The sequence below is a fragment of the Bradyrhizobium sp. USDA 3262 genome, from assembly GCF_054060035.1.
This window is the reverse complement of record NZ_JBSSCT010000001.1, coordinates 6,933,729-6,957,776: the sequence shown is the minus strand read 5'-3', so window position 1 is coordinate 6,957,776 and position 24,048 is coordinate 6,933,729. Positions and strand designations below refer to the sequence as shown.

Sequence of the window (24,048 nt, the reverse complement as noted above, 5' to 3'; positions counted from 1 at the left end):
GCATGGCATCCCCGGCAGGCGCCGCGGCGTGTCCGGCCTGGCGCGATCCGGCGCGCTGGCAGACCGCGACCGATGTGGTCGCGGTCCTGATTGCGCTGTCGCTGCCGTGGTCGACCTCGCTGGTCGGCATCTTCGGCGTGGTGCTGCTGATCGCGATTGCGCCGACGGTCGATCTGAAGGCGTTCTGGGCGCTGCTGAAGCGGCCGATCTGCCTGGCGCCGGTCGCGTTGTTTTGCCTCGCGCTTGTCGGCACGCTCTGGTCGGACGCCGCCTGGGGCGCGCGATTCTACGCGGTCGGACCGACCGCAAAGCTCCTGGTGCTTCCGGTCCTGCTCTATCATTTCCAGCGCTCGGCCCGCGGGACTTGGGTGTTTGTCGCCTTTCTGGTCTCCTGCACGCTGTTGATGCTGATGTCCTGGCTGGTGCTTGCCTATCCGCACCTCGCGCTGAGGGCGCCCGCGCCTGGCGAGCAGGGCGTCTTCGTCAAGAACTACATCGACCAGAGCCAGGAATTCACGCTGTGCGCGGTCGCGCTGGCCTATCCGATCGTGATGCTGCTGCGGACCAAACGCATCCTGCCGGCCATGTTGCTGATCGCGATTGCGCTCAGCCTGTTCGCCAACATGGCGATGGTGGTGGTGTCGCGCACTGCATTGGTGACGGTTCCGATCATGTTCGCGGTGTTTGCGCTGCTCCATCTGCGCTGGCGCAGCATCGTCCTGATCCTTTGCGCGGCCGCCGCGTTAGCCGTGGTGGCGTGGTACGGCTCGCCGCAATTGCGCTCGACGGCGGAGTCATTCGAGCGCGACTACAAGCTCTACATGCAGCGCAACGAGCCGACCTCGCTCGGCTTGCGGCTCGAATTCTGGCGCAAGTCGCTCGGCTTCTTCGCCGAGGCTCCGGTCATCGGCCACGGCACCGGCGCGACGCGGGGCCTGTTCGAGCGCGTCGCGAAGGGTGGTGTGACCCAGGCTTCCGGCGAAGTGATCGGAAACCCCCACAATCAAACGTTGAACGTCGCCGTGCAGTGGGGCATTGTGGGTGTAGCGATACTGTACGCGATGTGGCTCCTGCACCTTTTGCTGTTCCGCGGCGACGGTCTCGTCGACTGGATCGGGCTTCTCGTCGTGGTACAGAATATTTCTAGTTCGTTGTTTAATTCACACATCTTCGACTTTCATGAGGGCTGGATGTATGTGCTGGGCGTCGGAGTTGCGGGCGGCATGGCGTTGAAGGGGCAATTGGGGGCCGATATGGAACCCGAACCTCCTGCTCGTCCATGATCGCTGGCAAGGGCTCTGCAGATACGCTATCAGCCTGCCAATGTCCCATCGCGAACTCCCAGTTGCCGGCAACCCGTCCGTTAGATGACGCGCCTTTCACAATTCACCCTGCGCAATTTCCTGATTTTGGTGCATGACGCGCTCGCGACGACGTTTGCGTTGCTGGGGAGCTTCTATCTGCGTTTCGAGGGCAGCCTCCTTACCGATCGACTGCCGCATCTGCTGCTCATCCTGCCCTGGTTCGTGCTGTTCAGCGTTTTCGTCAGCTATTTCTCCAATCTGACCACGACGAAATGGCGCTTCACCTCGCTGCCGGACGCGGTGAATATCCTGCGGGTTGCAGCTGTGCTGACGCTGGCGCTGGTCGTGCTGGACTACGTCTACTTCTTCACCGGCACGAATTCGCAAAGCCCGGTGTTCCTCGGCCGGGTCACGATCATCCTGTTCTTCTTCCTCGAGGTGTTCGCGCTGAGCGCGTTGCGCCTCGGCTACCGCTATTTCCGTTATTCGCGCACGCGGCTGCATGCCCGATCCGACAATGCCGCGCCGGCGCTGCTGGTCGGACGTACGGCCGACGCCGAAGTCGTGCTGCGCGGCATCGAGAATGGCGCGATCAAGCGGCTCTGGCCGGTCGGCGTGCTCTCGCCGTCGGACGCGGACCGCGGCCAGATGATCCGCAACATTCCCGTGGTCGGCGGCGTCGACGACATCGAGGCCGTGATTCGGGATTTCGAGACCCGCCAGCGGCCGATCAAGCGCGTGGTCATGACACCGTCGGCCTTCGAACCCGAAGCGCATCCGGAAAGCGTGCTGATGCGCGCCCGGCGGCTCGGCGTGATGGTCAGTCGGCTGCCGTCGCTGGAGGGCGGTGACGCGCCGCGACTGACCAATGTCGCCGTCGAGGACCTGCTGCTGCGCCCGAGCCAGAAGATCGACTACGCGCGGCTCGAGACGCTGGTGCGGGGCAAGTCCGTCATCGTGACCGGCGGCGGTGGCTCGATCGGCGCGGAAATCTGCGAGCGGGTCGCGACCTTCGGCGCGGCGCGCCTCCTGGTCGTTGAGAACTCGGAGCCGGCGCTCTATGCGGTCACCGAGGCGCTGTCCGCGCGCGACTCCGGTCCCGAGATCGAGGGCCGGATCGCCGATATCCGGGATCGCGAGCGCATCACGCGGCTGATGAGCGAGTTCAAGCCCGACATCGTGTTCCATGCCGCGGCGCTCAAGCATGTGCCGATCCTGGAGCGCGACTGGAGCGAAGGCGTCAAGACCAACATCTTCGGGTCGGTGAACGTGGCCGACGCCGCGCATGCCGCGGGCGCGAGCGCGATGGTGATGATCTCGACCGACAAGGCGATCGAGCCGGTGTCGATGCTGGGCCTGACCAAGCGGTTCGCCGAGATGTATTGTCAGGCGCTGGACCATGACCTGATGACCGAGGCAAAGGGCAAGCCGCACATGCGGCTGATCTCGGTGCGGTTCGGCAATGTGCTGGCGTCCAATGGATCGGTGGTGCCGAAATTCAAGGCGCAGATCGAGACCGGCGGACCGATCACGGTGACCCATCCGGACATGGTTCGCTACTTCATGACGATCCGCGAGGCCTGCGATCTCGTGATCACCGCAGCGACGCACGCCGTGACGCCGGCGCGGCCCGACGTCTCGGTCTATGTGCTGAACATGGGGCAACCGGTGAAGATCGTCGATCTCGCCGAGCGGATGATCCGTCTGTCGGGCCTGCAACCCGGCGTCGACGTCGAGATCGTGTTCAGCGGCATCCGTCCCGGCGAGCGGCTGAACGAGATCCTGTTCGCAAGCCAGGAGCCGACGCTCGAGATCGGCGTCGCCGGCGTCATGGCGGCCAAGCCGAACCAGCCTCCGATGTCGACGCTGCGCAAGTGGCTCGCGGCGCTGGAGGATGCGATCGAGAGAGATGACCGTGTGACCATCCGCTCCGTCCTTCAGGACGCCGTGCCCGAGTTCGGATCGAATGCCGCCTGACCGCGCCGTTCTGCGGACGCCGAGACAGGACCGTTTCGAAAGCCATGATGCCTAGTTCTCGAAAAGTCGTGGTCGTCAGCCAGCACTATCCGCCGGACCACAGCACGACCGCCGCGATCATGTCTGCGATCGCCGAACGGATCGCGCAGGAGTCGGAGGTGATGGTGGTCTCCGGGATGCCGGGCTCGGCGCGGGCACCGGCGCCCGGGCGGCCCACCGTCGTCGAGATCAGGAACTGGCTGCCTGGAAAGGCGGCGCTGATCAAGCGCGCGCTGGCCGAGGCGCTGTTCACCGGCCGGATCTTTTTTGCGCTGTTGTCGCTCCTGAAGCGGGGCGACGTGGCGCTGACGGTGACCGCTCCCTTCGCGCTGCCCTATGCGGTTGCCGCCGCGGCAAGGTTGAAGGGGGCCAAGTCGGCGCTGATCCTGCACGACCTGTTTCCCGACGTGCTCGTGATGGCCGGGCTGCTGCGGCCGTCCTCGCTGGTCGCGCGGGCGATGCGCGCGATCAATTCGCTGATGTTCCGGGCCCTGAACGCGGTCATCGTGATCGGCCGCGACGCCGAGAAGCTGCTGCTGCGATATGGCGGCATGACTCAGGACAAGATCAGGTTCATCCCGAACTGGGCCACGCTCGACCCCGGCAACCGTCCCGTCAGCCCCGACAATCCGTTTCGCAGGGCCATCGCCGCCCGCTTCGTCGTCGGGCTGTCCGGCAATCTCGGCTTCACCCACGATCCGGACATCGTGTTCGAGGCCGCGCGACTGTTGCGTGACGAAGGCGAGATCCATTTCCTGCTCTCGGGATGGGGCATCGGCTTCGCGCGGCTCAAGGAGCTGCAGGCCACCGCGCGGCTTGCCAACGTCACGCTGGTCGACCGCGTCGCGGACAGCGAACTCGATGCGCTGCTCTCCAGCGCGGACGTCTGGCTCATTCCCTATCGCAAGGACGTCGCCGGCGTGTCGGTGCCGAGCCGGTTCTACAATCTGTTGGCGGCCGGCCGGCCCGTCATTCTCGTCTCCGAGCCCGAGGCCGAGGCCGCGCTCACTGTCAGCGAAAACCGGCTGGGCTGGGTCGTCAAGCCGGGAAGGCCCGATCAACTCGCCGATGCCATCCGCCTGGCGTCGCGATCGCAGGACGCCGCGATGGCCGAGCGCGCCGTCGCGACCGCGCGGACCTTCAGTCCCGAGCGGGCGCTCGCGAGCTATGCTGCGCTGGTCCGGGAACTGCTATCCAATCGCGATGTGGAGCGGACGGTATGAATGACGGTCGCCGGACGGTTCTGGTGACGGGTGCCAGCGGCTTTGTCGGCCGCCATGTGGTGCCCGTATTGGCGCGCAACGGCTGGGTGGTGCGACGCGCGGTGCGAACGGCGCCGCAGGATGCGAACGACGTGACGATCGGCTCGCTCAGCCCGGTCACCGATTGGAGCGCAGCGCTCGATGGCGTGGACGCGGTGGTTCATCTTGCGGCCCGCGTTCACCAGCAGTCCGACGAACAGGCGATAGAACTCTACCGCAACGTCAATATCGAGGGCACGCTGCATCTGGCGCGTTCCGCGGCCGCTGCCGGCGTGCGCGATTTCATCTTCGTCAGCACGATCCTGGTGCATGGGCGCAGCAATTACGGCCGTCCTCCGTTTCGCGAGGACGATGTCCTGACACCGCGCGGCCTCTACGGAAACTCGAAGGCGGCCGCCGAGGTTGGCTTGAAGGAAATTGTGCCGGGCAGCGGCATGAGGGTGACCGTCATCAGGCCGCCGCTGATCTACGGCGCCGGCGCCAAGGGAAATTTCGCGTTGCTCAAGCGTGCCGTGATCAATCGCATGCCGCTACCGCTCGCCTATGTGAAGAATCGCCGCGCCTTCGTGTCGGCGGAAAACCTCGCGTCGTTCATCTTGCACCGGTTGTCGCATCCGGGAAGCGATTTCGACGTGTTCCTGGTGGCTGACCGCGAGCAGGTCTCGACGCGGGAATTCGTCGAGCGCCTGGCCCGGGCGGCGGACACCTCGCCGCGTCTGTTCTGGCTGCCGCCGCCGCTGTTGAAGCTGGTGCTCGGGATCAGCGGCCGCAAGGAAGCCTATGACAGCCTGTTCGCTTCGCTCGAACTTGATCTTTCCAAGATCGCGGGCACCGGATGGCAGCAGCCGATCAGCCTCGACGAGGGGCTGCGGCGCGCGCTACGCCAAACGGATAGCTGAGGCGATCAGAGCGGTCGCGAGAACCGCCGCAGCTGCCAGGCGACGGCGAGCGCACCGGCCAGCAGCAGCGCGATGTCTGCGGTGAGCGAATTGAGGGCGACTGAGGCGAATGCGAGCAGCGCCAGCGCCGCGTTCAGCGCAAACACCTCGCCGACGACGCGCCACACCGTGAACCCGTTGTCGGTCGCGCGCTGGTAGAAGTGCGAGCGATGCGCGGCCCAGAAAGGCTCGCGCCGCGCCATGCGGCGAAACAGCGTGACCGTCGCGTCCGTCAAATAGTACAGCGGCAGCAGCAGCGCGGCGGCGAACTGCCGATGCAGGGCGAGCTCGAGCAGGCACCAGCCGAGCAGCAGGCCGATCGGCAGGCTGCCGACATCGCCGAGGAATATCCTTGCGACCGGTCGGTTGAACGGCGCGAAGCCGAGCAGCGCGCCGCACAGCGCTGCCGCGACCAGCGCGGGAGCTGCGGGGACATAGCCGAAGCTGCCGAGCAGGGCGATCGCCACGGTGATCGGCACGGCCTCGGCCGCGGTCATCAGGTCGAGCCCGTCCATGAAGTTGACGAGGTTCACGAACCAGAGGCCGGCGATCAGCAGCAGGCCGCGTTCGAGCCAGAGCGGGCTGGCCGGAACCAGCCTCAGACCATCAGGCGCGGAAAACACCACGGCCGCAACGGCGGCGGCCTGCAGCAACAGCCGCGGGACGACGGGCAGCGAGCGGATGTCGTCGGCAAAGCCCACCACCGCGATGAACAGGCAGGCCGCGAAGACGATGAAGGGAATTGTCAGGTCCGGCGATCCGGCCAGGACGATGACGATCCCGCCCGCCAGCAGCGTCGCCGCCGTGACCGCGATGCCGGCACCCTGCGGCGTTGGAATACGGTGCGACGAGCGCGCATTCGGCTTCGCCAGCGCCACACGCAGCAGCAGCGGCCGCGTCGCCTGGATCAGGACAGCTGAGATCGACGCAGCCAGAACCGCTGCGATCAATGACAGGAGGATTTCGAAAGCGCTCATTCTGGTCCGGCTATTGCGATCCCGGGATTCGCGATTGCGATCCGGGGACTTCGATCGGTTCTGTGCCCTTGGCGGCCTTCTCCGGGCTCAGGATCCACACCAGGCCGCCAAACACGCCAACCACGAACGATACCGCGCCGAACAACAGCGAGATGTTGACGCCCTCATTGGCGATCAATCCGGCGTAGCCGAAGGCCAGCGCCATCGTGGCCTCGCGCACGCCCCAGCCCGCGATCGAGATCGGCATCATCGTGATCAGCATCACCGGCGGCAACAACTGGAAGATCTGGCCGAAGGTGACGGGGGCGGTGATCGACTTCACCACGCACCAGGCGATCACGACGGTCACCACGTGAATGGCGATCGATAGGGTTGCGACCCTTAATCCATGCTTGCGGCTGAACAACACCCGGTTCGCGATGACAGCGCAGGCGTGGATGTGATGCGTCGCCCACCATTGCTTCAGCCAGGCCCACGGCAACACGCCGATCAGCAGGAAGCCAAATCCGGCCGCGAGTGCGGCGAGGTCGAGAAGCAGCAACGCCATCCAGCCGTGGGAATCGGAAATCAGCCGATAGCTCCAGGGCAAGGTGGCCGCGATAACGACGGCGAGGGCGATCAGTCCGATCGCGCGATCGACGAAAATCGAATAGGTGGCTGCGCGCCAGCCCGCACCGGCCCGCGCGACTAGCCAAAGCCGGACTGCGTCGCCGCCGATCGAGGAGGGCAGTGTCTGGTTGAAGAAGGTGCCGATCACGTTGAAGCGCATGGCCTGACCAGTCTCCAGCGGGGCGCCGCACTCCACGCTGATCTCCCGCCAGCGCAACACCCCGAGAAAGATCTGCAGGAACGTGACCGCGATCGCGAGCCCGAGCCAGCCCAGGCTCTCGACCTGGATACGGGAGGCAAGGTCGTACAGATTGACCTTGCGCAGCGAGAAATAGAGCAGCGCGGCCGAGATCAGGATCTTGACGGTCGAAAGCAGGATTCGGCGCATTTCCGTTCGCGCTGCCAGGTTTCAGAATGTGTCAAAAACAGCGCAAAACGCTTTCGCGCGCCCAAATTCGCCGCCTTGGTATGGTTTCCGCGCCGATCTGGCAATACCCGTACTGGTCCCTATTGCGGCAGGCGCGAAGGGGTGGCTAAAGAGGCCGGAACGGGGGACGGCCGGCCACTCACCGGGGATTTACGTTACCGGTAAAATCCGACCAGACGCGTGGGGGCGCGTGCTACTGCTTGGATAGTGCTTCCGAGGCAACAGGGCCGCCGGCTGCGACGGCCCGGGCCGATTTGGTGTGTCGTCCGCAGGCGGATACGACAGATTTGCACGACAGGACTTGAGGCATCGATGGATCGACGAATTATTCCCCTGATCATGTGCGGCGGCGCGGGCACGCGGCTGTGGCCGGCGTCACGCGAGGTGCATCCGAAGCAGTTCCTGTCGCTGTTCGGGGCCCGCTCGACCTTCCAGGAGACGCTGCTGCGGGTCTCCGATGCCGGCCTGTTCGAGCGTCCGATCGTGATCACCAACGAGGCCTATCGCTTCATGGTGCTGGAGCAGCTGGCCGAGATCGGCCGTGAGGCTGACGTGCTGCTGGAGCCGATGCGCCGCGACTCGGGGCCGGCGATCGCGGCCGGTGCGGCGTTCGCGCAGAGCCGCGACAGCGAAGCGATCGTGCTGGCGCTCGCCGCCGACCATCTGGTGCGGGACACCGCGGCTTTCGTCGCCGCCTGCCGCGGCGGATTGGTGGCTGCGGACGCCGGCCGCATCGTGACGTTCGGCGTCAAGCCGGAGCGGCCGGCCACCGAATACGGCTACATCAATCCGGGTGAGGCGGTCGCCGGCGAGGTGCGCACGGTGGTGAAATTCGTCGAGAAGCCGGATGCCGCGACGGCGGCGGGCTATATCGATGCAGGTTATCTCTGGAACAGCGGCAACTTCATGTTCCGCGCCGGCGTGCTGCTCGACGAGTACCGCAATGTCGATGCGGACAGCGTGGCCTCGGTGGAGCAGTCGGTTGCGTCGGCGGCGCGCGATCTCGGCTTCGTCAAGCTCGATGCGCAGGCCTTCGGCGCGGCGAAGGCGATCTCGATCGACTACGCGGTCATGGAGAAGACATCGCGTGCCGCGGTGGTGCCGGTGGCGTGCGGCTGGTCAGACATCGGCTCGTGGCGGCAGGTCTGGGAGCTGTCGGACAAGGACAGCCTGGGCAACGCTGCGCGCGGCACTGCGGTGTTCGAGGACTCCCGCAATTGCAACGTCTCGACCGACCGGGCGCTGGTTGCGCTCGAAGGCGTCGACGATCTCGTCGTGGTCGCGACCCAGGACGCCGTGCTGGTGTCACGCCAGAAGGACGCCAACGGGCTGAAGCGGCTGGTCGCGAAATTGAAAGTGGCGGCGCCGGAGGTGACCGAGAATCACATCAAGGTGCATCGCCCCTGGGGCTCCTATCAGTCGGTCGACAATGGCGATCGCCACCAGGTCAAGCGCATCGTGGTCAAGCCGGGCGGACGGCTGTCGCTGCAGAAGCACCATCACCGCTCCGAGCACTGGATCGTGGTGCGCGGCACCGCGCAGGTCACCGTCAACGAGCTGATCAAGACGGTGCACGAGAACGAATCGATCTACATCCCGATCGGCGCGGTGCACCGGCTGGAGAACCCGGGCAAGATCCAGCTCGAGCTGATCGAGGTGCAGACCGGCAGCTACCTCGGCGAGGACGACATCATTCGCATCGAGGATGACTATCGGCGCACCTGAGGCGAACGGGCCCCGCGCTCAAGATCGAGTCGCGGGCGATGTAACTCTTTGAATCAAAACGTGTCCGGATTTCGCCGTTGGCATTCGCCACATTTGTGACGCCGTGCTATAGCGGCTGCCAACGAAGCGGGTCGTGATTTGCGCCAAAGGCGCGGATCGGGCAGAGGGGCCTTGGTGCTGATTCCCTCGGAGCTGGGATGGCTCCCTGAGAAGCCGGGACAACCGCCAGAACGTTACTTGGGGTCTACGATATGAATGCAAAAATGTCCGCAGCCGGCGCGAAGGCCGATATCGGCCGCGCATTGCGCGTCGGCGTGATCGGCGCCGGCGTGATGGGCAGCAACCATGCCCGGGTGCTGGCCGGACTGCCCGGGGTGCTGTTGATCGGCATCGTCGATCCGCTGCCGGAACATCGCACGCGCGCCATCGACCTGGTCGGCTGCCGCGCCTTCGAAAGCCTTGATCAGCTGTTCGCCGAGGGCATCGATGCGGTGACGATCGCAGCTCCCACCCATCTGCATCACGAGATCGCGCTCGCCTGCATCGCGCGCAACATTCACATCCTGGTCGAGAAGCCGGTCGCATCCACGGTCGAAGAGGGCCGCGAGATCGTCGCGGCCGCCGAGCGGGCCGGCGTCACGCTGATGGTCGGCCATGTCGAGCGTTTCAATCCGGCGGTCGCCGCGATCAAGAAGGCGATCTCGGGCGAGGACATCCTGTCGATCGGCATCACCCGGGTCGGCCCGTTCCCGCCGCGAATGTCCAATGTCGGCGTCGTGATCGATCTCGCCGTGCACGACATCGACCTGATCCGCTGGTTCACCGAGTCCGATATCGTCGAAGTGCAGCCGCAGCTCTCGAGCGCCGTCGCCGAGCGCGAGGACATCGCGCTGCTGCAGTTCCGTACCGCTTCCGGCGTGCTCGCCCACATCAACACCAACTGGCTGACGCCGTTCAAGGCGCGCAACGTGACGGTCGCAACCCGCGGCAAGTATGTGATGGGCGATCTGCTCACGCGTCAGGTTACCGAATGCTTCGGCTTCAAGCCGGACGGCAGCTATTCGATGCGTCATCTGCCGGTCGGTCATGACGAGCCGCTGCGCGCCGAGCTGATCGCCTTCCTCGATGCCGTGCGTGGCGGCAAGCTGCCGGCCGTGTCCGGCGACGAGGGCGTGGCGAGCCTCGAGATCGCGATCCGCTGCCTGGAATCGCCCGCCAGGCCCGCCGCCTCGACGATGCGCAAGGGACCGCGCCGCATCGCCGGCTGATTGTCATTCATTAACACGTGCAAAGAGCTTCCATGAACCAGCATATGCAGCTTGAGCCCATTCCCTTCATCGATATCGCCGCGCAGCGCCGGCGGCTCGGCAAGTCGATCGATGACGCGGTCGCGCGCGTGCTCGACCATTGCCAGTTCATCAACGGTCCCGAAGTGACCGCGCTGGAGAAGGCGCTGGCGGACTATAGCGGCGCAAAGCATGTGGTCAGCTGTGCGAGCGGCACCGACGCGCTCTTGATGGTCCTGATGGCGAAGAATGTCGGGCCGGGCGATGCGGTGTTGTGCCCGACCTTCACCTTCTGTGCGACCGGCGAGGTTGTGACGCTGACCGGAGCGACGCCGGTTTTCGTCGATGTCGATGAGGAGACCTTCAACATCGACATCAACTCGCTGAAGCGCGGCATCGCGACGGCGCGCGCGCGCGGGCTGAAGCCGGTCGCCGTGATCCCGGTCGACCTGTTCGGCCAGAGCGCCGATCATGACGCGATCGGCGCGGTCGCCGAGGCCGAGGGGCTTTTCGTACTTGACGATGCCGCGCAGGGCTTTGGCGCCACCTACAAGAACCGCAAGCTCGGCACCTTCGGACTCGCCACCGGGACCAGCTTCTTTCCGGCCAAGCCGCTCGGCTGCTTCGGCGACGGCGGCGCGATCTTCACCGACGACGAGGAGCTCGCGCGCACCCTGCGCAGCATCCGCGTGCACGGCCAGGGCTCGGACAAGTACGACAATGTGCGGCTCGGCCTCACGGCGCGGCTCGACACCATGCAGGCGGCGATCCTGCTCGAGAAGCTGAAGATTTTCGACGACGAGATCGCGGCGCGCAACAAGGTGGCGGAGCGCTATTCGCGCGCGCTGGGCAACCTCGTCGCAGTGCCGCGCCTTGCGCCGGGCTGTACCTCGGTGTGGGCGCAGTACACCATCCGCCTGTCCGACGGCATCGATCGTGACACCTTCGCGGCGGCGCTGAAGGCGCACGGCGTCCCGACCATGATCTACTATCCCAAATCGGTGCACCAGCAGACGGCCTACAGCCACTATCCGGTTGCCGACGGCGGCCTGCCGGTCAGCGAGCGCCTGTCCAAGGACGTCATCGCCCTGCCGATGCACCCCTATCTCGACGAGGCGACCCAGGACCGCGTCATCCAGGCTGTGCGCAGCGCGCTACAGGCATGATCCCGAAAAGTGGCTTCCGGTTTTCGGGCAGGATCATGCCTAAATCGTCAACGGCCTGACAGGAAACTTTTTCGTACCGTAATCATGCGCTAGAAGCAGCGCATGCTTGGGCGCATCTTCACCGTCGGCGGCTATACCCTGCTATCGCGGGTGACCGGGTTCGCACGCGACATCATGCTCGCGGCGATCCTCGGCGCCGGGCCGGTCGCCGACGCCTTCTTCGTGGCGCTGCGGCTGCCCAACCATTTCCGCGCGATCTTTGCCGAAGGCGCCTTCAACGCCGCCTTCGTGCCGGCCTATGCCCATGTCCATGGCGAGCGCGGCGAAGCGTCGGCACGGCTGTTCGCCGACCGCATCTTCACGCTCCTGTTCGCCTCGCAGGTGATCCTGCTGGCGGTGGCGATGGCATTCATGCCGCAGGCGATGAGCATCCTCGCGCCGGGCTTCACCGAGGACGCGGCGCAGCGCAAGCTCGCGATCGAGCTGACGCGGATCACCTTTCCCTATCTGCTGCTGATCACGCTGGTGACGCTCTATGGCGGCATGCTCAATGTGATGCATCGCTTCGCCAGCGCGGCTGCGGCGCCGATCTTCCTCAACCTCGCCATGATGATGACGTTGGCGCTCGCGGCGTTCTTTCCGAGCGCGGGCCATGCCGCGGCCTGGGGCGTGCTGATCTCGGGCTTCCTGCAATTCTTCCTGCTCGCCGGCGACCTCGCGCGCCACGGCGGCCTGCCGCGGTTCGCGCCCTTGAAGCTCGATGAGGACGTTCGCGGCTTCTTCCGCGCGCTGGGGCCGGCGACGCTGGGCTCGATGGGCACGCAGGTCGCGTTGTTCGCCGATACCATCATCGCGACGTTCCTCCCCGCAGGCGCGCTGTCGGCGCTCTATTATGCCGACCGCCTCAACCAATTGCCGATCGGCGTGATCGGGATCGCGATCGGCACCGTGCTGTTGCCCGAGATGTCGCGGCGGCTGAGCGCCGACGACCACGCCGGTGCGATGGCCGCGCAGCGCCGCGCCTTCGATTTCACGCTGCTGTTCTCGGTGCCGTTCGTGGCGGCGTTCCTGACGGTCGCCGATCCGATCATGCGCGCGATGTTCGCCCGCGGTGCCTTCTCCAAGGCCGATGCCGCAAGCGCCGGCGCCACGCTCGCCGCCTATGCGGTGGGGCTCATTCCGTTCGTGATGATCCGCAGCGCGGTTGCGACCTTCTACGCCCGCAAGGACACCGCAACGCCGGTGAAAGCGGCGCTGACCGGGGTCGCGGTCAACGTCGCGCTGAAGATCGCGCTGGTCGGCACGCTGGCGCAGGTCGGGCTCGCGCTCGCGACCGCGATCGGGGCCTGGGTCAATCTGCTGCTGGTGCTGATGTTTGCCGTGCGCCGCGGCTACCTCGCGCTCGATCGCGCGCTGATCCGCTCCTTCGGCACCTTCGCGCTGTGCGGCGTGCTGCTCGCGGTCGCGCTGTGGCTGACCTCGCATTTCGCGGTGGTGTGGTTCGCGCCGATGCAGATCTTTCGCGACGAGCTGATCCTGCTGCTGCTGATTGCGGTCGGCGTCTTCGTCTACGCCCTCTCGATCCTCACGCTGTTCGGCCGCGGCTGGCTGTTCGCGCTGCGGCGCGTATAGTTTTACCTGTCAAATCAAATGCATAGGAGGCGGCTGTGTGATAGCGCCGCGCGCGGCGGAAAGCGGTTTGCGCTTCGCTGACAACCACGCCAATATGCATGCAAACAACCAAGGCAATTGGAGAGACGATGGCAGCTCCCATCAAATTCGGCGTCGGACAAAGTGTGCGGCGCAAGGAGGACGACGCTCTGATTCGCGGCAGGGGCCGCTACACCGACGACGTTGCACCGTCTCCCGCATTGCACGCGCTGATGCTGCGTTCGCCGCATGCGCACGCGACCTACACGATCGATGCCGGCAAGGCCCGCGGCATGCCCGGCGTGGCGCTGATCCTGACCGCGGCCGACGTCGCCGAGCTCGGCGGCCTGCCGTGCCTGTTCAATCTGGAAACCGATCCGTTCACCGCACCGCCTTATCCGATCCTCGCCAAGGACGAGGTGCGCCATGTCGGCGACGCGGTGGCCTTCGTGGTCGCCGATACCGTCGATCATGCCCGTGACGCGATCGAGGCGATCGACGTCAAATGGACGCCGCTGCCGGCGGCGGTCGGCCTCGTCAATGCGGTGAAGAAGGACGCGCCGCAGGTCTGGCCGGACAAGCCCGGCAATGTGCTGTTCGACGTCTCGATCGGCGACAAGAAGGCCGCCGAGGACGCGTTCGCCAAGGCGCATGCGGTGGCCGAGATCACCATCGTCAATCCGCGCGTCATCACCAATTTCATGGAGACGCGCGCCGCGGTCGCGGAATACGACGCCAAGAAGGACCATCTGACGCTGACGATCGGCAGCCAGGGCAGCCACCGCCTGCGCGAGATCCTCTGCGACATGATCCTGAAGATGCCGAAGGAGAACATGCGGGTGATCTGCCCGGATGTCGGCGGCGGTTTCGGCACCAAGCTGTTTCCCTATCGCGAATATGCGCTGATCTCGGTCGCCGCGCGCAAGCTCAAGAAGAGCATCAAATGGACGGCCGAGCGCTCCGACCATTTCATGGGCGACGCGCAGGGCCGCGACAATCTCACCACCGCGAAGATGGCGCTCGCCGAGGACGGCAAATTCCTCGGCATGGATGTCGACCTGATGGGCGACATGGGCGCCTATCTCTCGACCTTCGCGCCTTACATCCCGCATGGCGGCGCCGGCATGCTGCCGGGCCTCTATGACATCCAGGCCTTCCACTGCCGGGTCCGCACCGTGTTCACCAACACGGTGCCGGTCGATGCCTATCGCGGCGCCGGCCGCCCGGAGGCCGCCTATGTCATCGAGCGCCTGGTGGATGCCGCCGCGCGCAAGCTCGGCATGACGCCGGACGCCATCCGGCGGAAGAATTTCATTCCGCCGAAGTCGCTGCCGTACACGACAGCGACCGGCAAGGTCTACGACTCCGGCGACTTCGTCGCGCACATGAAGCGCGCGATGGAAATTGCCAACTGGAAGGAGTTTCCGAAGCGCGCCAAGGCCGCCAGGAAGGACGGCCTGGTGCGGGGCATCGGCATGGCGAGCTATGTCGAGGTCTGCGGCACGATGGGCGAGGAGACCGCCAATGTAGCGCTCGATCCCAATGGCGATATCTCGGTCCTGATCGGCACGCAGTCGAGCGGGCAGGGCCACCAGACCGCCTATGCGCAGATCGTCGCCGAGCAGTTCGGTGTACCGCCCGAGCGCGTCCATGTGCTGCAGGGCGATACCGACAAGATCGCGACCGGCCTCGGCACCGGCGGCTCGGCATCGATCCCGTCCGGCGGCGTCAGCGTGCAGCGCGCGACGCATGATCTCGGCAACAAGCTGAAGGAGCTTGCGGCGCAGGCGCTGGAAGCCGGCGCCGGCGATCTCGAGATCGCCGACGGCCGCATCCGCATCGCCGGCACCGACCGCTCGATCAGCTTTGCCGATCTCGCCAAACGCCCGGGCGGCGATACGTCGAAGATGAATGCGAGCGCGACCTTCGCCAGCGCCGACGGCACCTATCCGAACGGCACGCATCTCGCCGAGGTCGAGATCGATCCCGCCACCGGCATCATCAAGATCGTCGGCTACGTCATCGTCGACGATTTCGGCGTCACGCTCAATCCGCTGATGCTGGCGGGCCAGGTTCATGGCGGCGCGATGCAGGGCATCGGTCAGGCGCTGATGGAGCAGGCGGTGTACAGCCCGGCCGACGGTCAGCTCGTCACCGGCACGTTCATGGACTATGCGCTGCCGCGCGCCTCCGACGGGCCGTCCTTCGTGTTCGAGACCCATAACGTGCCCTGTACGACCAATCCAATGGGCGTGAAGGGCGCGGGCGAGGCCGGCGCGATCGGCTCGTGCCCGGCGGTCGTCAACGCGATCGTCGAGGGGCTGCATCGCGAGTACAAGATCGACCACATCGACATGCCGGCCACGCCAGAACGGGTCTGGATCGCGATCCGCGAGGCGCAGCGCCGCCATAATCTCTGATAAATTGTCGCAGGCGGAATGAAGATTCCGCCTGCGGTGTTTTGCAAACCAGGCCGGCCGCAGATCGCGGACCGGGACAGAGCGGAATTGAGGGGTTTTGCCGATGAAGCGGATTGTCGTCGTCGCAGCGATGCTTGCGTTGAGTGCAGGGGCGGTGGTGGCCGACCAGAATCAGGTCAAGCAGACCCAGGCCCAGATGAAGGAAACCGGCAAGAATGCGGGCGCGATAGCGGCGATGATCAAGGGCGAGAAGCCCTACGATCAGGCAGCGGTCGATGCCGCGCTGGTGAAGTTCGAAGACACTGCCAAGAAGCTGCCGACTCTGTTCCCGGACAGCAGCAAGGGCCTCAAGCCGGATGGCGACTATTCCCCCGCGCCGAAGGTCTGGGAAGACAAGGCGGGCTTCGAGCAGCACATTGCGAGCTACGCCAAGGCCGTCGCCGATACGAAAGGCAAGGTCAAGGACCTCGACACGCTGAAGGCGGAAATGCCGCCGCTGTTCAAGCAGTGCGGCGGCTGCCACGAGACCTATCGCCTCAAGAAGGGCTGATCGCCGTTCGGTCAATGAAATGAAAAGGGCGGACGCTTTGCGGCGTCCGCCCTTTCTTGTGTCGGCCGTTTCTTGTTGGAGCGCGTATGCGACGATTGCTTGGTCGGGATTGCTTGATGACGGATTACTTCGTCACTTGTTATTTCGTCACCTGGCCGCGGATTTCGCCGCCCGGGTTGGCCGCGGTGTGAACGTTGACATAGTACTTGCCGGCGAGGAGATCGGCGGCCTGCGCGTCGGTCAGCGTTGCGCTGCCTTCGACCGGGCTCGACGTCGCGTTCGGGATCGCGACTGCGACACCGGAATTCTTGCCGGCCTCGGCGGGGCCGTGGAAATGCGCGGCGGTGACCGGGCCCGAGAGGCCGGAATAGGTCAGCTTCCAGCTCAACTTCTTGCTGGCGGCATCGTAGTCGATGTCGGCGGTGCCGGTGCCGGCGCTGGTATTCGGCGGCACTTCGCTCTTGCTATCCAGCTTCGCCGTGAACTTCTCGGCAAAGGCCGGACCGGCGAGGGCGATGGCGGCGCCGAGCGTCAGCGTGGCAAGCAAGGTCTTGTTCGACATGGTTCTCTCCCCTTTGACGTCACAGGATGGTTGCAATCTTCAAACAGCAGCTTTTCGGATTTATTCCCCAAATGATCGTGGGTGCGGCAAATTTGATGCGAGCTTGTCCGACTGGTTGCCATCATACTGGTCCATGAACTGACGCGACCAATGACGGATCGGTGAATGCTGCGACGAATTTTCCTCCTGGCGATTCTGGCCGGCGTAATCGGCGTTGGCGTGTTCTGGTGGCTGACGATCCCCGCGACCGTTGCCGCCGGCGCGCTGCCAGCCTATCAGCCTGACCTGGCCAACGGCCTCACAACGTTCAATGCCGGAGGATGTTCCTCCTGCCATGCCGTGCCGAAGCAGGACGACCGCACGAGGCTCGGCGGCGGGCTCGCGATCACCTCGCCGTTCGGCACCTTCTATGCGCCGAACATCTCGCCCGACCCGAACGACGGCATCGGCCGCTGGAGCGAGGCCGATTTCGTCACCGCGGTCATGAAGGGCACCTCGCCATCGGGCACGCACTATTTCCCGGCGTTTCCGTACCCGTCCTATCAGCACGCCAAAGTCAGCGATGTGCGCGACCTGTTCGCCTATCTGAAGACCTTGCCGCCGGTCGCCGGCAAGGTGCGCGACCACGATTTGCCGTTTCCGTTCAACATCAGGCGCAATGTCGGCGTCTGGAAATTGCTGTTCATGAACGGCAAGCCGTTCATCGCGGATGCAAGCCGCTCCGCGCATTGGTATCGCGGCGCCTATCTCGTCAACAGCTTCGGCCATTGCGCCGAGTGCCACAGCCCGCGCAATGTGCTCGGCGGCATCGTCACCGCGCAGCGCTTTGCCGGTGGTCCGAATCCGGAGGGCGAAGGCTGGGTGCCCAACATCACGCCGAGGGGGATCTCGGACTGGAGTGTGAAGGATATCGCCTATTTCCTCGAGAGCGGCCAGACGCCGGACGGTGATAGCGCGGGCGGGTCCATGGTGCGCGTGATCCGCAACACCTCGCAACTCTCGTCGTCCGACCGCGACGCGATCGCCGAATACATCAAGTCGCTGCCGCCGGTCGAGGGACCGCCGAAGCCGGTGAAGAAGGAGAAGGAGAAGGAGTCAGCGGGATGAGTTTTGCTTGAACCGGCTCGCCGCGGTTTCGGTTCACCTCTCCCAAGGGAGAGGTGAACTTTCGACGCCGTTCAAGCTCGACCCAATCTCATCATGCTGTCGTGGGCGCGATCTACTTCGCGCCGAACGCCTTGAAGGTGATGATGGTGAGCGTGTCCTGGATGCCCGGGATCACCTGAACCTTCTCGTTGATGAAATGGCCGATGTCGGTGTCGTGGTCGACGTAGAACTTGACCAGGAGGTCGTAGTTGCCCGCGGTGGAATAGATCTCGGACGCAATCTCGGCCTCCGCCAGCGCGTTGGCTACGGTGTAGGACTGGCCGAGCTTGCATTTGATCTGGACGAAGAAAGGAACCATCAAAGTCGTCTCCGGGGATTTCCGCGACTATAGGCCAAAAACGGGCGGCCAAGGCAAGGGGACAAGAAGGGGCAAGGCAGCGTCAAGGCAAGGCCAACCCGCGGTAAAGTCAGGCGAACTTGCCGTCGATCCGCGGCCGGGCTAGGACAGGCCATGGTCTTGTTCGCGATGGTCGCATTCGTATCAACCGCCGGTGCTGCACGATGACGCCGGTCGCGCTCACCATTGCCGGCTCGGACTCCTCGGGCGGGGCGGGCATCCAGGCCGACCTCAAGAGCTTTGCCGCGCTCGGGGTCTATGGCGCCTCCGCGATCACGGCGCTGACCACGCAGAACACCAAGGGGGTCAGCGGCATCCATCCGGTGCCCGCTTCATTCGTCACCGCCCAGATCGATGCGGTGTTCTCCGACCTCGAGGTCGGCGCGGTCAAGATCGGGATGGTGGCGCAGGCCGAGACGATCGCGGCGATCGCCGATGGGCTGAGGCGCTGGGCGCCGCGCCATGTCGTGCTCGATCCGGTGATGGTCGCAACCTCGGGCGATCGGCTGCTTGCCGCCGAGGCGGTCGATGCGCTGAAGACCCTGCTGTTTCCGCTGGCCTCGCTGATCACGCCGAACCTGCCGGAAGCGACGGCGCTGCTCAACGAGCCGGTCGCCGAGAGCGAAGCCGACGTCGAGCGACAAGGCAAGCGATTGCTGGCGATGGGATGTCGCGCGGTGCTGGTCAAGGGCGGCCACGGCCACGGCGCCGACAGCATCGACTATCTAATCGATGCCGAGCGCAGCATCGCGCTGGCCGCGCCGCGGATTGCGACCGCCAATACGCATGGCACCGGCTGCTCGCTGTCCTCGGCAATCGCAGCAGGGCTCGCGAAGGGCGAGAGCATGGAGACCTCCGTGCGCAACGCCAAGGCCTGGATCACCGAAGCAATCGCCGCTGCCGATCGTTTTGCCGTCGGCCACGGCCACGGGCCGGTGCATCACTTTCACAAGTATTACTGATTGCCGTGACTTGTAGCCCGGATGAAGCGTAGCGAAATCCGGGAACGGATGATCCGCGGAAGCTCCCCGGATTGCGCTGCGCTTCATCCGGGCTACGCACCGCGCGCGTCGTTCCGCCACGATATGCAGGCAACACAACGCCTCTTCCCCACAGCCGCGACCGCCGATGTCGCCAGATTGTCGCACGCTGCTGTTATCCGCAGGGCAGGGGCGTGCTGCTGATTCTCGTTAACTGTTTGTGGGGCCTTGGGTCGCGGGGATCGTCATCGCCTTGTCACAGGAATCTGTTAGGTGCACAGGCATGGGAAGTGACTCCTTGAGTGAAGAAAGTCCCGAGCGGCACTTTCGCACTTTGTTTATCTCCGATGTCCATCTCGGAGCCCGCGGTTCGCAAGCCGACCGCCTGCTGGACTTCCTCCGCTCTCACGATGCCGACACGATCTACCTCGTTGGTGATATCGTCGACGGCTGGGCGCTGAAGTCGAACTGGTACTGGCCGCAGACCCATAACGATTTCGTGCAGAAGATGCTGCGCAAGGCGCGCAAGGGCGCCAAGGTGGTCTACGTCCCGGGCAACCACGACGAGTTCCTGCGCAAATATTACGGCACGCATTTCGGCGGCATCGACGTGGTGGAGAACACCGTTCACACCGGCGCCGACGGCAAGCGCTACCTCGTGATCCACGGCGACATTTTCGATCTCGTGGTGCAGAACGCGCGCTGGCTCGCCCATCTCGGCGACAAGGCCTACGACTTCGCGATCCAGATGAATCGCTTCGTCAACTTCTTCCGCAAGATGTTCGGCGTGCCGTACTGGTCGCTGTCGCAATGGGCCAAGCTGAAGGTCAAGAAGGCGGTGAACTATATTGGCGCGTTCGAGGCGACGCTTGCCGGCGAGGCGCGGCGCCACGGCTGCGACGGCGTGATCTGCGGCCACATCCACTACGCGACGATTCATGACGAGCACGGCATCCGCTACATGAATTGCGGCGACTGGGTTGAGAGTTGCACCGCGCTCGCCGAGCACGAGGACGGCCATTTCGAGATCATCACCTGGACCGACCCGGTGCGCCGGATCGCGCCGGTTCCGCGAGTGACGGCACGCGCTGCATGACGCATATCCTGGTCGCGACCGATGCGTGGCATCCCCAGGTCAACGGGGTTGTCCGCACGCTGACCATGATGGCACAGGCGGCGAAATCGCTCGGCGTCGAGGTGAGCTTCCTGACGCCGGACGAGTTCCGCACCTTCGCGATGCCGAGCTATCGCGATCTCCGGCTGGCGCTGCCCTACCGGGCCAAGGTCGCAAGTCTGATCGAGGCGGCGAGGCCCGACAGCATTCATATCGCGACCGAGGGCCCGATCGGGCTTGCAGTGCGCCGCTATTGCCGCAAGCGCGGCCTGCCGTTCACGACGAGCTTCCATACCCGCTTCCCCGAATACGTCTCGGCGCGGACGCCTGTCCCGGAGGCCTGGGTGTGGCGGGCGCTGCGCTGGTTCCACAGGCCGAGCCGGGCGGTGATGGCGGCGACCCCGGCGCTGGCGGCCGAGTTGCGTCAGCGCGGCTTCCGCAACGTGGTGCTGTGGTCGCGCGGCGTCGATACCGCGCTGTTCCATCCGCGCGACGTCGATCTCTGCCTGCCGCAGCCGGTCTATCTCAGCGTCGGCCGGGTGGCCGTGGAAAAGAATCTGGAGGCCTTCCTCGATCTCGATTTGCCGGGAACCAAGGTCGTGGTCGGCGACGGCCCGGCGCGGGCGGCGCTGGAGCGGAAATATCCGGACGCCGTGTTCCTCGGTGCCCGCCATGGAGAAGAATTGGCTGAGATCTATGCCGCGGCCGATGTGTTCGTTTTCCCGAGCCGGACCGATACGTTCGGTCTGGTGCTGCTTGAAGCGTTGGCGAGCGGCCTGCCGGTTGCCGCTTTTCCGGTCACCGGTCCCCGCGACGTGATCGGCGCGGCGCCGGTCGGTGTGCTTGACGAGGATTTGCGCCATGCCTGCCTGGAAGCGCTCAGCATCTCGCGGCAGGCCTGCGTCGATTTTGCTGCGCTCCACACCTGGCAGGCGTCGGCCCGGGTGTTCATCGACCGTTGCATGAACGTCCGTCCTGCGCCGCCGGATGGCGAGGGGGAGGCGTTCGAATTTGGTGCCGAAGAGCACCATTTCGCCGTCCTGCCGACACCTCAGCCGAACTCACGCTAGTTGGGTCACGCTAAAGCGTCTTGCCCGCCAGCCCGTCGCCGCGATACAAATCGCGAATGACGGACACCGTTCTCAATCCACCCGTCGCTGCCGCGGACATCGATGCCGCCGCAAGGGTGGTCGCGCCGTTCGCGGTGCGCACGCCGCTCCTGACCTTTCCCGTTCTCAACGAACGCGTCGGCAGCCAGGTCTTCCTCAAGCCCGAAATGCTGCAGCGGACCGGATCGTTCAAGTTTCGCGGCGCCTTCAACAAGCTCGCCTCGATCCCGCAGGACAAGCGGAGCGGCGGCGTCGTCGCGTTCTCCTCGGGCAACCACGCCCAGGGCGTCGCCGCGGCGGCCAAGATCCTCAACATGCAGGCGACCATCGTGATGCCTGCGGACTCGCCGATCACCAAGCGCGAGCGCACCAAATCCTATGGCGCCGAAGTCGTGCTCTACGACCGCGATCGCGACGACCGCGAGGCGATCGCCAACGGCATCGCCGGCAAGCGCGGCGCGACCTTGGTGCGCCCCTACGACGATCCCTTCGTGATCGCGGGCCAGGGCACCGCCGGCCGCGAGATCGCCGAGGACATGGCTGCGCTCGGACTGACGCCCGACATCGTGGTCGCGCCGGCTTCAGGCGGCGGATTGATCGCCGGTGTCGCAACGGCGGTGAAGGCGAAATATCCGCAGGCCCAGGTGATCGTCGCCGAGCCCGCTGGCTATGACGATCACGCCCTGTCGCTCAAGGTCGGACATCGCGAGGCGCATCCGGTCGCAGCGCGCACCATCTGCGATGCGCTGATGGCGATGATGCCGGGCGAGCTGACCTTCGCCATCAACAGCAAGCTGCTCGCGAACGGTGTCAACGCCACCGATGACGAAGTCGGCGCCGCCGTTGCCTTTGCCTATCGCGAGCTGAAGCTCGTGGTCGAGCCCGGCGGCGCAGTCGGGCTCGCCGCGCTGCTTGCCGGGCGGATCGATACCAAGGGCAAGAACGTCGTCATCGTGCTCTCGGGCGGCAATGTCGACGCCGACCTGTTCGCGAAACTCGTTGCCTGACACCGGGTTAGGCACAGATGCTGCCGCGGTACATGAGCTGGTTCACGTTGCGCGTGCGGTCCATTGAACATGAATGCTTCGCGCGCCAGTCGTCATGCGCGGGTCAAGCCCGGCAATGACAGGACATGAACAGTCGAGATTACGAGAAGAACGCGATCTTCTCGGCTTGGCTCATGCGGCGGATCGGCGCGAGTGGATCGTTGGCCGCGACGCTTGGCCTTTTCAGAAGACCGCTGGCGATGATCGTCGAGCCGAGTGAGATCTCTGCTGCGGGAGCAGGGGCAGGCTCAACGGCGGGCGGGAGAGGTGGCGGCATCACCAGAGTCTCGGCAATCGCCGCTGCCGCTCGCGGTGGCGGCTCCATCTTGACCTCGACCTTCGGCGCGGGCGCCGGTGCAGGCTCAGGCTGAATGGCCGGCGCAACCATTTCCGGCTCGGCGGCCATCGCCTCGGCGACACGCATCTCCTCGGCGGCGCGCATTTCCTCCGCGATCGCCTCCTCGTCGATCGGATCGGGCGCACCCATCTCCATCGCGATGAGGTCAAGCACCGCCTCGTCATGGGCGTCGGCCGCCGCATCGTCGGTGACGCGGGCGAGTTCTGCGGCCTCGGCTTCGGCCAGCGCCGCTTCAGCCTTGATCCAGGCCTCGCTCGGCTGCGGCATCACGGCCGCAGTGCCGGGCACGGCGGCGGGAATCGCGGCTTCGACGTTCGGCGTCGCAGCGGCCTCCTGAGGTGGCGCTGGCGGCGTAGCGGCCATATCGGGGGCTGCACTTTCGGCCACCGGTGGCGACGCGGGGGCCGCTGCCGGCGGCTCCGCAACCGGCGCCTCGGCCACATCAGGCTCGGCCGCAGGCGTCGCCGCCTTATCCGGATCGAATTCGCTCAGGCGGCGTGCCAGCGCAGCGAAGCCGGCATCCAGCACGGCCTTGGCATCGTCCATCGAGACCTCGGCGGCACCGGCCTCGATCGCGCTGACCTGCGAATCGATGATGTCGCAGATCCGGCCGTCATTGCCGATCTCGCGCAGCCGCCAGGAGATCTCCCTGATCACCCGCACGCCCTTGCGCACCGGCGCGAGGCTCTGCTCGAAGCTGATGCCGTCGAGCGCGGCGATGGCCGAGGCCTGGGCGGCCTCGATTGCGCCGCGCAGGGCGGCCAGCGCCTGCGCCAGCTGCTCGTCCCTGATCGCCGCTGCGGCGGCTTGCCGCTGCGCGCTGAGGCTTTCCTCGATCCGCGCCACGGCATCGAGCACCATGCGGGTATCGGCGTTGCGGTTGCGCTTGGCGTATTCGCCGAGGAACCAGCGGCCCCGCGAAGTCTCCATGAAAGCCGCGCTGATCGCGGCATAGTCCTCCTCGCTCGGCAGGGCCGCGCGGGCGGATATCGGCGACAGGGCGAATGCTTCTTCGGCCATCACAATCTCTCCGCGCAAATCACTG

At 65.5% G+C, this 24,048-nt stretch carries 20 protein-coding genes; 15 read left to right on the top strand and 5 right to left on the bottom strand.

The window, feature by feature from the left end; translation table 11 throughout:
• Positions 1-2: 2 nt before the first annotated feature.
• The 4 genes from ACVWYP_RS32920 (at position 3) to ACVWYP_RS32905 (ending at position 5,481) form a co-directional block, all read left to right on the top strand.
• The gene (locus ACVWYP_RS32920; RefSeq protein WP_028341617.1) at positions 3-1,283 is read left to right on the top strand and encodes an O-antigen ligase family protein; all 1,281 of its coding nucleotides are present in this window, start codon (positions 3-5) and stop codon (positions 1,281-1,283) included.
• Between the two features lie 84 nt (positions 1,284-1,367).
• The gene (locus tag ACVWYP_RS32915; RefSeq protein WP_456684262.1) at positions 1,368-3,281 is read left to right on the top strand and encodes an SDR family NAD(P)-dependent oxidoreductase; all 1,914 of its coding nucleotides are present in this window, start codon (positions 1,368-1,370) and stop codon (positions 3,279-3,281) included.
• A 47-nt stretch (positions 3,282-3,328) separates the two neighbouring features.
• Positions 3,329-4,543: a glycosyltransferase family 4 protein gene (locus ACVWYP_RS32910; RefSeq protein ID WP_304500340.1), complete on the top strand. Its 1,215-nt coding sequence runs from the start codon at positions 3,329-3,331 to the stop codon at positions 4,541-4,543.
• Complete coding sequence (locus ACVWYP_RS32905) at positions 4,540-5,481, top strand: NAD-dependent epimerase/dehydratase family protein (protein WP_304496188.1); 942 nt, start codon at positions 4,540-4,542, stop codon at positions 5,479-5,481. The genes ACVWYP_RS32910 and ACVWYP_RS32905 overlap by 4 nt, the downstream gene beginning before the upstream one ends.
• A gap of 5 nt (positions 5,482-5,486) precedes the next feature.
• Here ACVWYP_RS32905 and ACVWYP_RS32900 read toward each other — a convergent pair whose 3' ends face one another.
• Together ACVWYP_RS32900 and ACVWYP_RS32895 are read right to left on the bottom strand one after the other, a co-directional pair.
• Positions 5,487-6,497, bottom strand: coding sequence for an MraY family glycosyltransferase (locus tag ACVWYP_RS32900; RefSeq protein ID WP_304496187.1), 1,011 nt, complete (start codon positions 6,495-6,497; stop codon positions 5,487-5,489).
• 10 nt (positions 6,498-6,507) lie between these two features.
• Entirely contained in the window at positions 6,508-7,494 is a 987-nt protein-coding gene (locus ACVWYP_RS32895) for a lysylphosphatidylglycerol synthase transmembrane domain-containing protein (protein WP_304496186.1), read from the bottom strand.
• A 351-nt stretch (positions 7,495-7,845) separates the two neighbouring features.
• Here ACVWYP_RS32895 and ACVWYP_RS32890 point away from each other — a divergent pair, with 351 nt between their 5' ends.
• The 6 genes from ACVWYP_RS32890 (at position 7,846) to ACVWYP_RS32865 (ending at position 16,330) form a co-directional block, all read left to right on the top strand.
• Positions 7,846-9,258, top strand: a complete 1,413-nt coding sequence (locus ACVWYP_RS32890) for a mannose-1-phosphate guanylyltransferase/mannose-6-phosphate isomerase (protein WP_304496185.1) — start codon at positions 7,846-7,848, stop codon at positions 9,256-9,258.
• Positions 9,259-9,521: 263 nt separating this feature from the next.
• Positions 9,522-10,526 carry a Gfo/Idh/MocA family oxidoreductase gene (locus ACVWYP_RS32885; RefSeq protein ID WP_141713452.1) on the top strand — a complete coding sequence of 335 codons (1,005 nt, stop codon included), beginning with the start codon at positions 9,522-9,524 and terminating at the stop codon, positions 10,524-10,526.
• Between the two features lie 32 nt (positions 10,527-10,558).
• Positions 10,559-11,710, top strand: a complete 1,152-nt coding sequence (locus ACVWYP_RS32880; protein ID WP_304496184.1) for a DegT/DnrJ/EryC1/StrS family aminotransferase — start codon at positions 10,559-10,561, stop codon at positions 11,708-11,710.
• Positions 11,711-11,812: 102 nt separating this feature from the next.
• Positions 11,813-13,342: a murein biosynthesis integral membrane protein MurJ gene (gene murJ / locus ACVWYP_RS32875; protein ID WP_304496183.1), complete on the top strand. Its 1,530-nt coding sequence runs from the start codon at positions 11,813-11,815 to the stop codon at positions 13,340-13,342.
• A gap of 128 nt (positions 13,343-13,470) precedes the next feature.
• A complete protein-coding gene (locus ACVWYP_RS32870; RefSeq protein WP_304496182.1) occupies positions 13,471-15,780 on the top strand; it encodes a xanthine dehydrogenase family protein molybdopterin-binding subunit in 2,310 nt (769 codons plus the stop codon).
• A gap of 103 nt (positions 15,781-15,883) precedes the next feature.
• On the top strand, positions 15,884-16,330 hold the full coding sequence (locus tag ACVWYP_RS32865; protein ID WP_304496181.1) for a c-type cytochrome: 447 nt from the start codon (positions 15,884-15,886) through the stop codon (positions 16,328-16,330).
• Positions 16,331-16,469: 139 nt separating this feature from the next.
• Here the strand turns inward: ACVWYP_RS32865 and ACVWYP_RS32860 are convergent, their stop codons facing one another.
• Positions 16,470-16,892 (bottom strand): CHRD domain-containing protein, encoded by a 423-nt coding sequence (locus ACVWYP_RS32860; protein ID WP_018272606.1) that lies wholly within the window; start codon positions 16,890-16,892, stop codon positions 16,470-16,472.
• 165 nt (positions 16,893-17,057) lie between these two features.
• Here ACVWYP_RS32860 and ACVWYP_RS32855 point away from each other — a divergent pair, with 165 nt between their 5' ends.
• Entirely contained in the window at positions 17,058-17,999 is a 942-nt protein-coding gene (locus ACVWYP_RS32855; RefSeq protein WP_453945934.1) for a c-type cytochrome, read from the top strand.
• Between the two features lie 112 nt (positions 18,000-18,111).
• Here the strand turns inward: ACVWYP_RS32855 and ACVWYP_RS32850 are convergent, their stop codons facing one another.
• Positions 18,112-18,357, bottom strand: a complete 246-nt coding sequence (locus tag ACVWYP_RS32850; RefSeq protein ID WP_016845986.1) for an Lrp/AsnC ligand binding domain-containing protein — start codon at positions 18,355-18,357, stop codon at positions 18,112-18,114.
• Positions 18,358-18,560: 203 nt separating this feature from the next.
• Between ACVWYP_RS32850 and thiD the strand changes: the two genes are divergently transcribed.
• The 4 genes from thiD (at position 18,561) to ACVWYP_RS32830 (ending at position 22,606) form a co-directional block, all read left to right on the top strand.
• A complete protein-coding gene (thiD, locus tag ACVWYP_RS32845; RefSeq protein ID WP_304496180.1) occupies positions 18,561-19,358 on the top strand; it encodes a bifunctional hydroxymethylpyrimidine kinase/phosphomethylpyrimidine kinase in 798 nt (265 codons plus the stop codon).
• 301 nt (positions 19,359-19,659) lie between these two features.
• Positions 19,660-20,472, top strand: a complete 813-nt coding sequence (locus tag ACVWYP_RS32840; protein ID WP_304496179.1) for a UDP-2,3-diacylglucosamine diphosphatase — start codon at positions 19,660-19,662, stop codon at positions 20,470-20,472.
• Positions 20,469-21,560, top strand: a complete 1,092-nt coding sequence (locus ACVWYP_RS32835; RefSeq protein WP_453945936.1) for a glycosyltransferase family 4 protein — start codon at positions 20,469-20,471, stop codon at positions 21,558-21,560. Before ACVWYP_RS32840 ends, ACVWYP_RS32835 begins: the two co-directional genes overlap by 4 nt.
• 56 nt (positions 21,561-21,616) lie before the next feature.
• Positions 21,617-22,606: a threonine/serine dehydratase gene (locus ACVWYP_RS32830; protein WP_304496178.1), complete on the top strand. Its 990-nt coding sequence runs from the start codon at positions 21,617-21,619 to the stop codon at positions 22,604-22,606.
• Between the two features lie 139 nt (positions 22,607-22,745).
• Here the strand turns inward: ACVWYP_RS32830 and ACVWYP_RS32825 are convergent, their stop codons facing one another.
• Positions 22,746-24,023: a hypothetical protein gene (locus ACVWYP_RS32825; protein ID WP_453945938.1), complete on the bottom strand. Its 1,278-nt coding sequence runs from the start codon at positions 24,021-24,023 to the stop codon at positions 22,746-22,748.
• Positions 24,024-24,048: the final 25 nt, after the last annotated feature.

Bases quoted from the DNA above. Each gene is read 5' to 3' on its own strand.
- ACVWYP_RS32895 (WP_304496186.1), bottom strand. From the start codon at position 7,494: ATGCGCCGAATCCTGCTTTCGACCGTCAAGATCCTGATCTCGGCCGCG.
- ACVWYP_RS32915 (WP_456684262.1), top strand. From the start codon at position 1,368: ATGACGCGCCTTTCACAATTCACCCTGCGCAATTTCCTGATTTTGGTG.
- ACVWYP_RS32910 (WP_304500340.1), top strand. From the start codon at position 3,329: ATGCCTAGTTCTCGAAAAGTCGTGGTCGTCAGCCAGCACTATCCGCCG.
- ACVWYP_RS32920 (WP_028341617.1), top strand. From the start codon at position 3: ATGGCATCCCCGGCAGGCGCCGCGGCGTGTCCGGCCTGGCGCGATCCG.
- ACVWYP_RS32855 (WP_453945934.1), top strand. From the start codon at position 17,058: ATGCTGCGACGAATTTTCCTCCTGGCGATTCTGGCCGGCGTAATCGGC.
- ACVWYP_RS32825 (WP_453945938.1), bottom strand. From the start codon at position 24,023: ATGGCCGAAGAAGCATTCGCCCTGTCGCCGATATCCGCCCGCGCGGCC.
- ACVWYP_RS32885 (WP_141713452.1), top strand. From the start codon at position 9,522: ATGTCCGCAGCCGGCGCGAAGGCCGATATCGGCCGCGCATTGCGCGTC.
- ACVWYP_RS32890 (WP_304496185.1), top strand. From the start codon at position 7,846: ATGGATCGACGAATTATTCCCCTGATCATGTGCGGCGGCGCGGGCACG.
- ACVWYP_RS32840 (WP_304496179.1), top strand. From the start codon at position 19,660: ATGGGAAGTGACTCCTTGAGTGAAGAAAGTCCCGAGCGGCACTTTCGC.
- ACVWYP_RS32865 (WP_304496181.1), top strand. From the start codon at position 15,884: ATGAAGCGGATTGTCGTCGTCGCAGCGATGCTTGCGTTGAGTGCAGGG.
- ACVWYP_RS32830 (WP_304496178.1), top strand. From the start codon at position 21,617: ATGACGGACACCGTTCTCAATCCACCCGTCGCTGCCGCGGACATCGAT.
- thiD (WP_304496180.1), top strand. From the start codon at position 18,561: ATGACGCCGGTCGCGCTCACCATTGCCGGCTCGGACTCCTCGGGCGGG.
- ACVWYP_RS32900 (WP_304496187.1), bottom strand. From the start codon at position 6,497: ATGAGCGCTTTCGAAATCCTCCTGTCATTGATCGCAGCGGTTCTGGCT.
- ACVWYP_RS32850 (WP_016845986.1), bottom strand. From the start codon at position 18,357: ATGGTTCCTTTCTTCGTCCAGATCAAATGCAAGCTCGGCCAGTCCTAC.
- murJ (WP_304496183.1), top strand. From the start codon at position 11,813: ATGCTTGGGCGCATCTTCACCGTCGGCGGCTATACCCTGCTATCGCGG.
- ACVWYP_RS32880 (WP_304496184.1), top strand. From the start codon at position 10,559: ATGAACCAGCATATGCAGCTTGAGCCCATTCCCTTCATCGATATCGCC.
- ACVWYP_RS32870 (WP_304496182.1), top strand. From the start codon at position 13,471: ATGGCAGCTCCCATCAAATTCGGCGTCGGACAAAGTGTGCGGCGCAAG.
- ACVWYP_RS32905 (WP_304496188.1), top strand. From the start codon at position 4,540: ATGAATGACGGTCGCCGGACGGTTCTGGTGACGGGTGCCAGCGGCTTT.
- ACVWYP_RS32835 (WP_453945936.1), top strand. From the start codon at position 20,469: ATGACGCATATCCTGGTCGCGACCGATGCGTGGCATCCCCAGGTCAAC.
- ACVWYP_RS32860 (WP_018272606.1), bottom strand. From the start codon at position 16,892: ATGTCGAACAAGACCTTGCTTGCCACGCTGACGCTCGGCGCCGCCATC.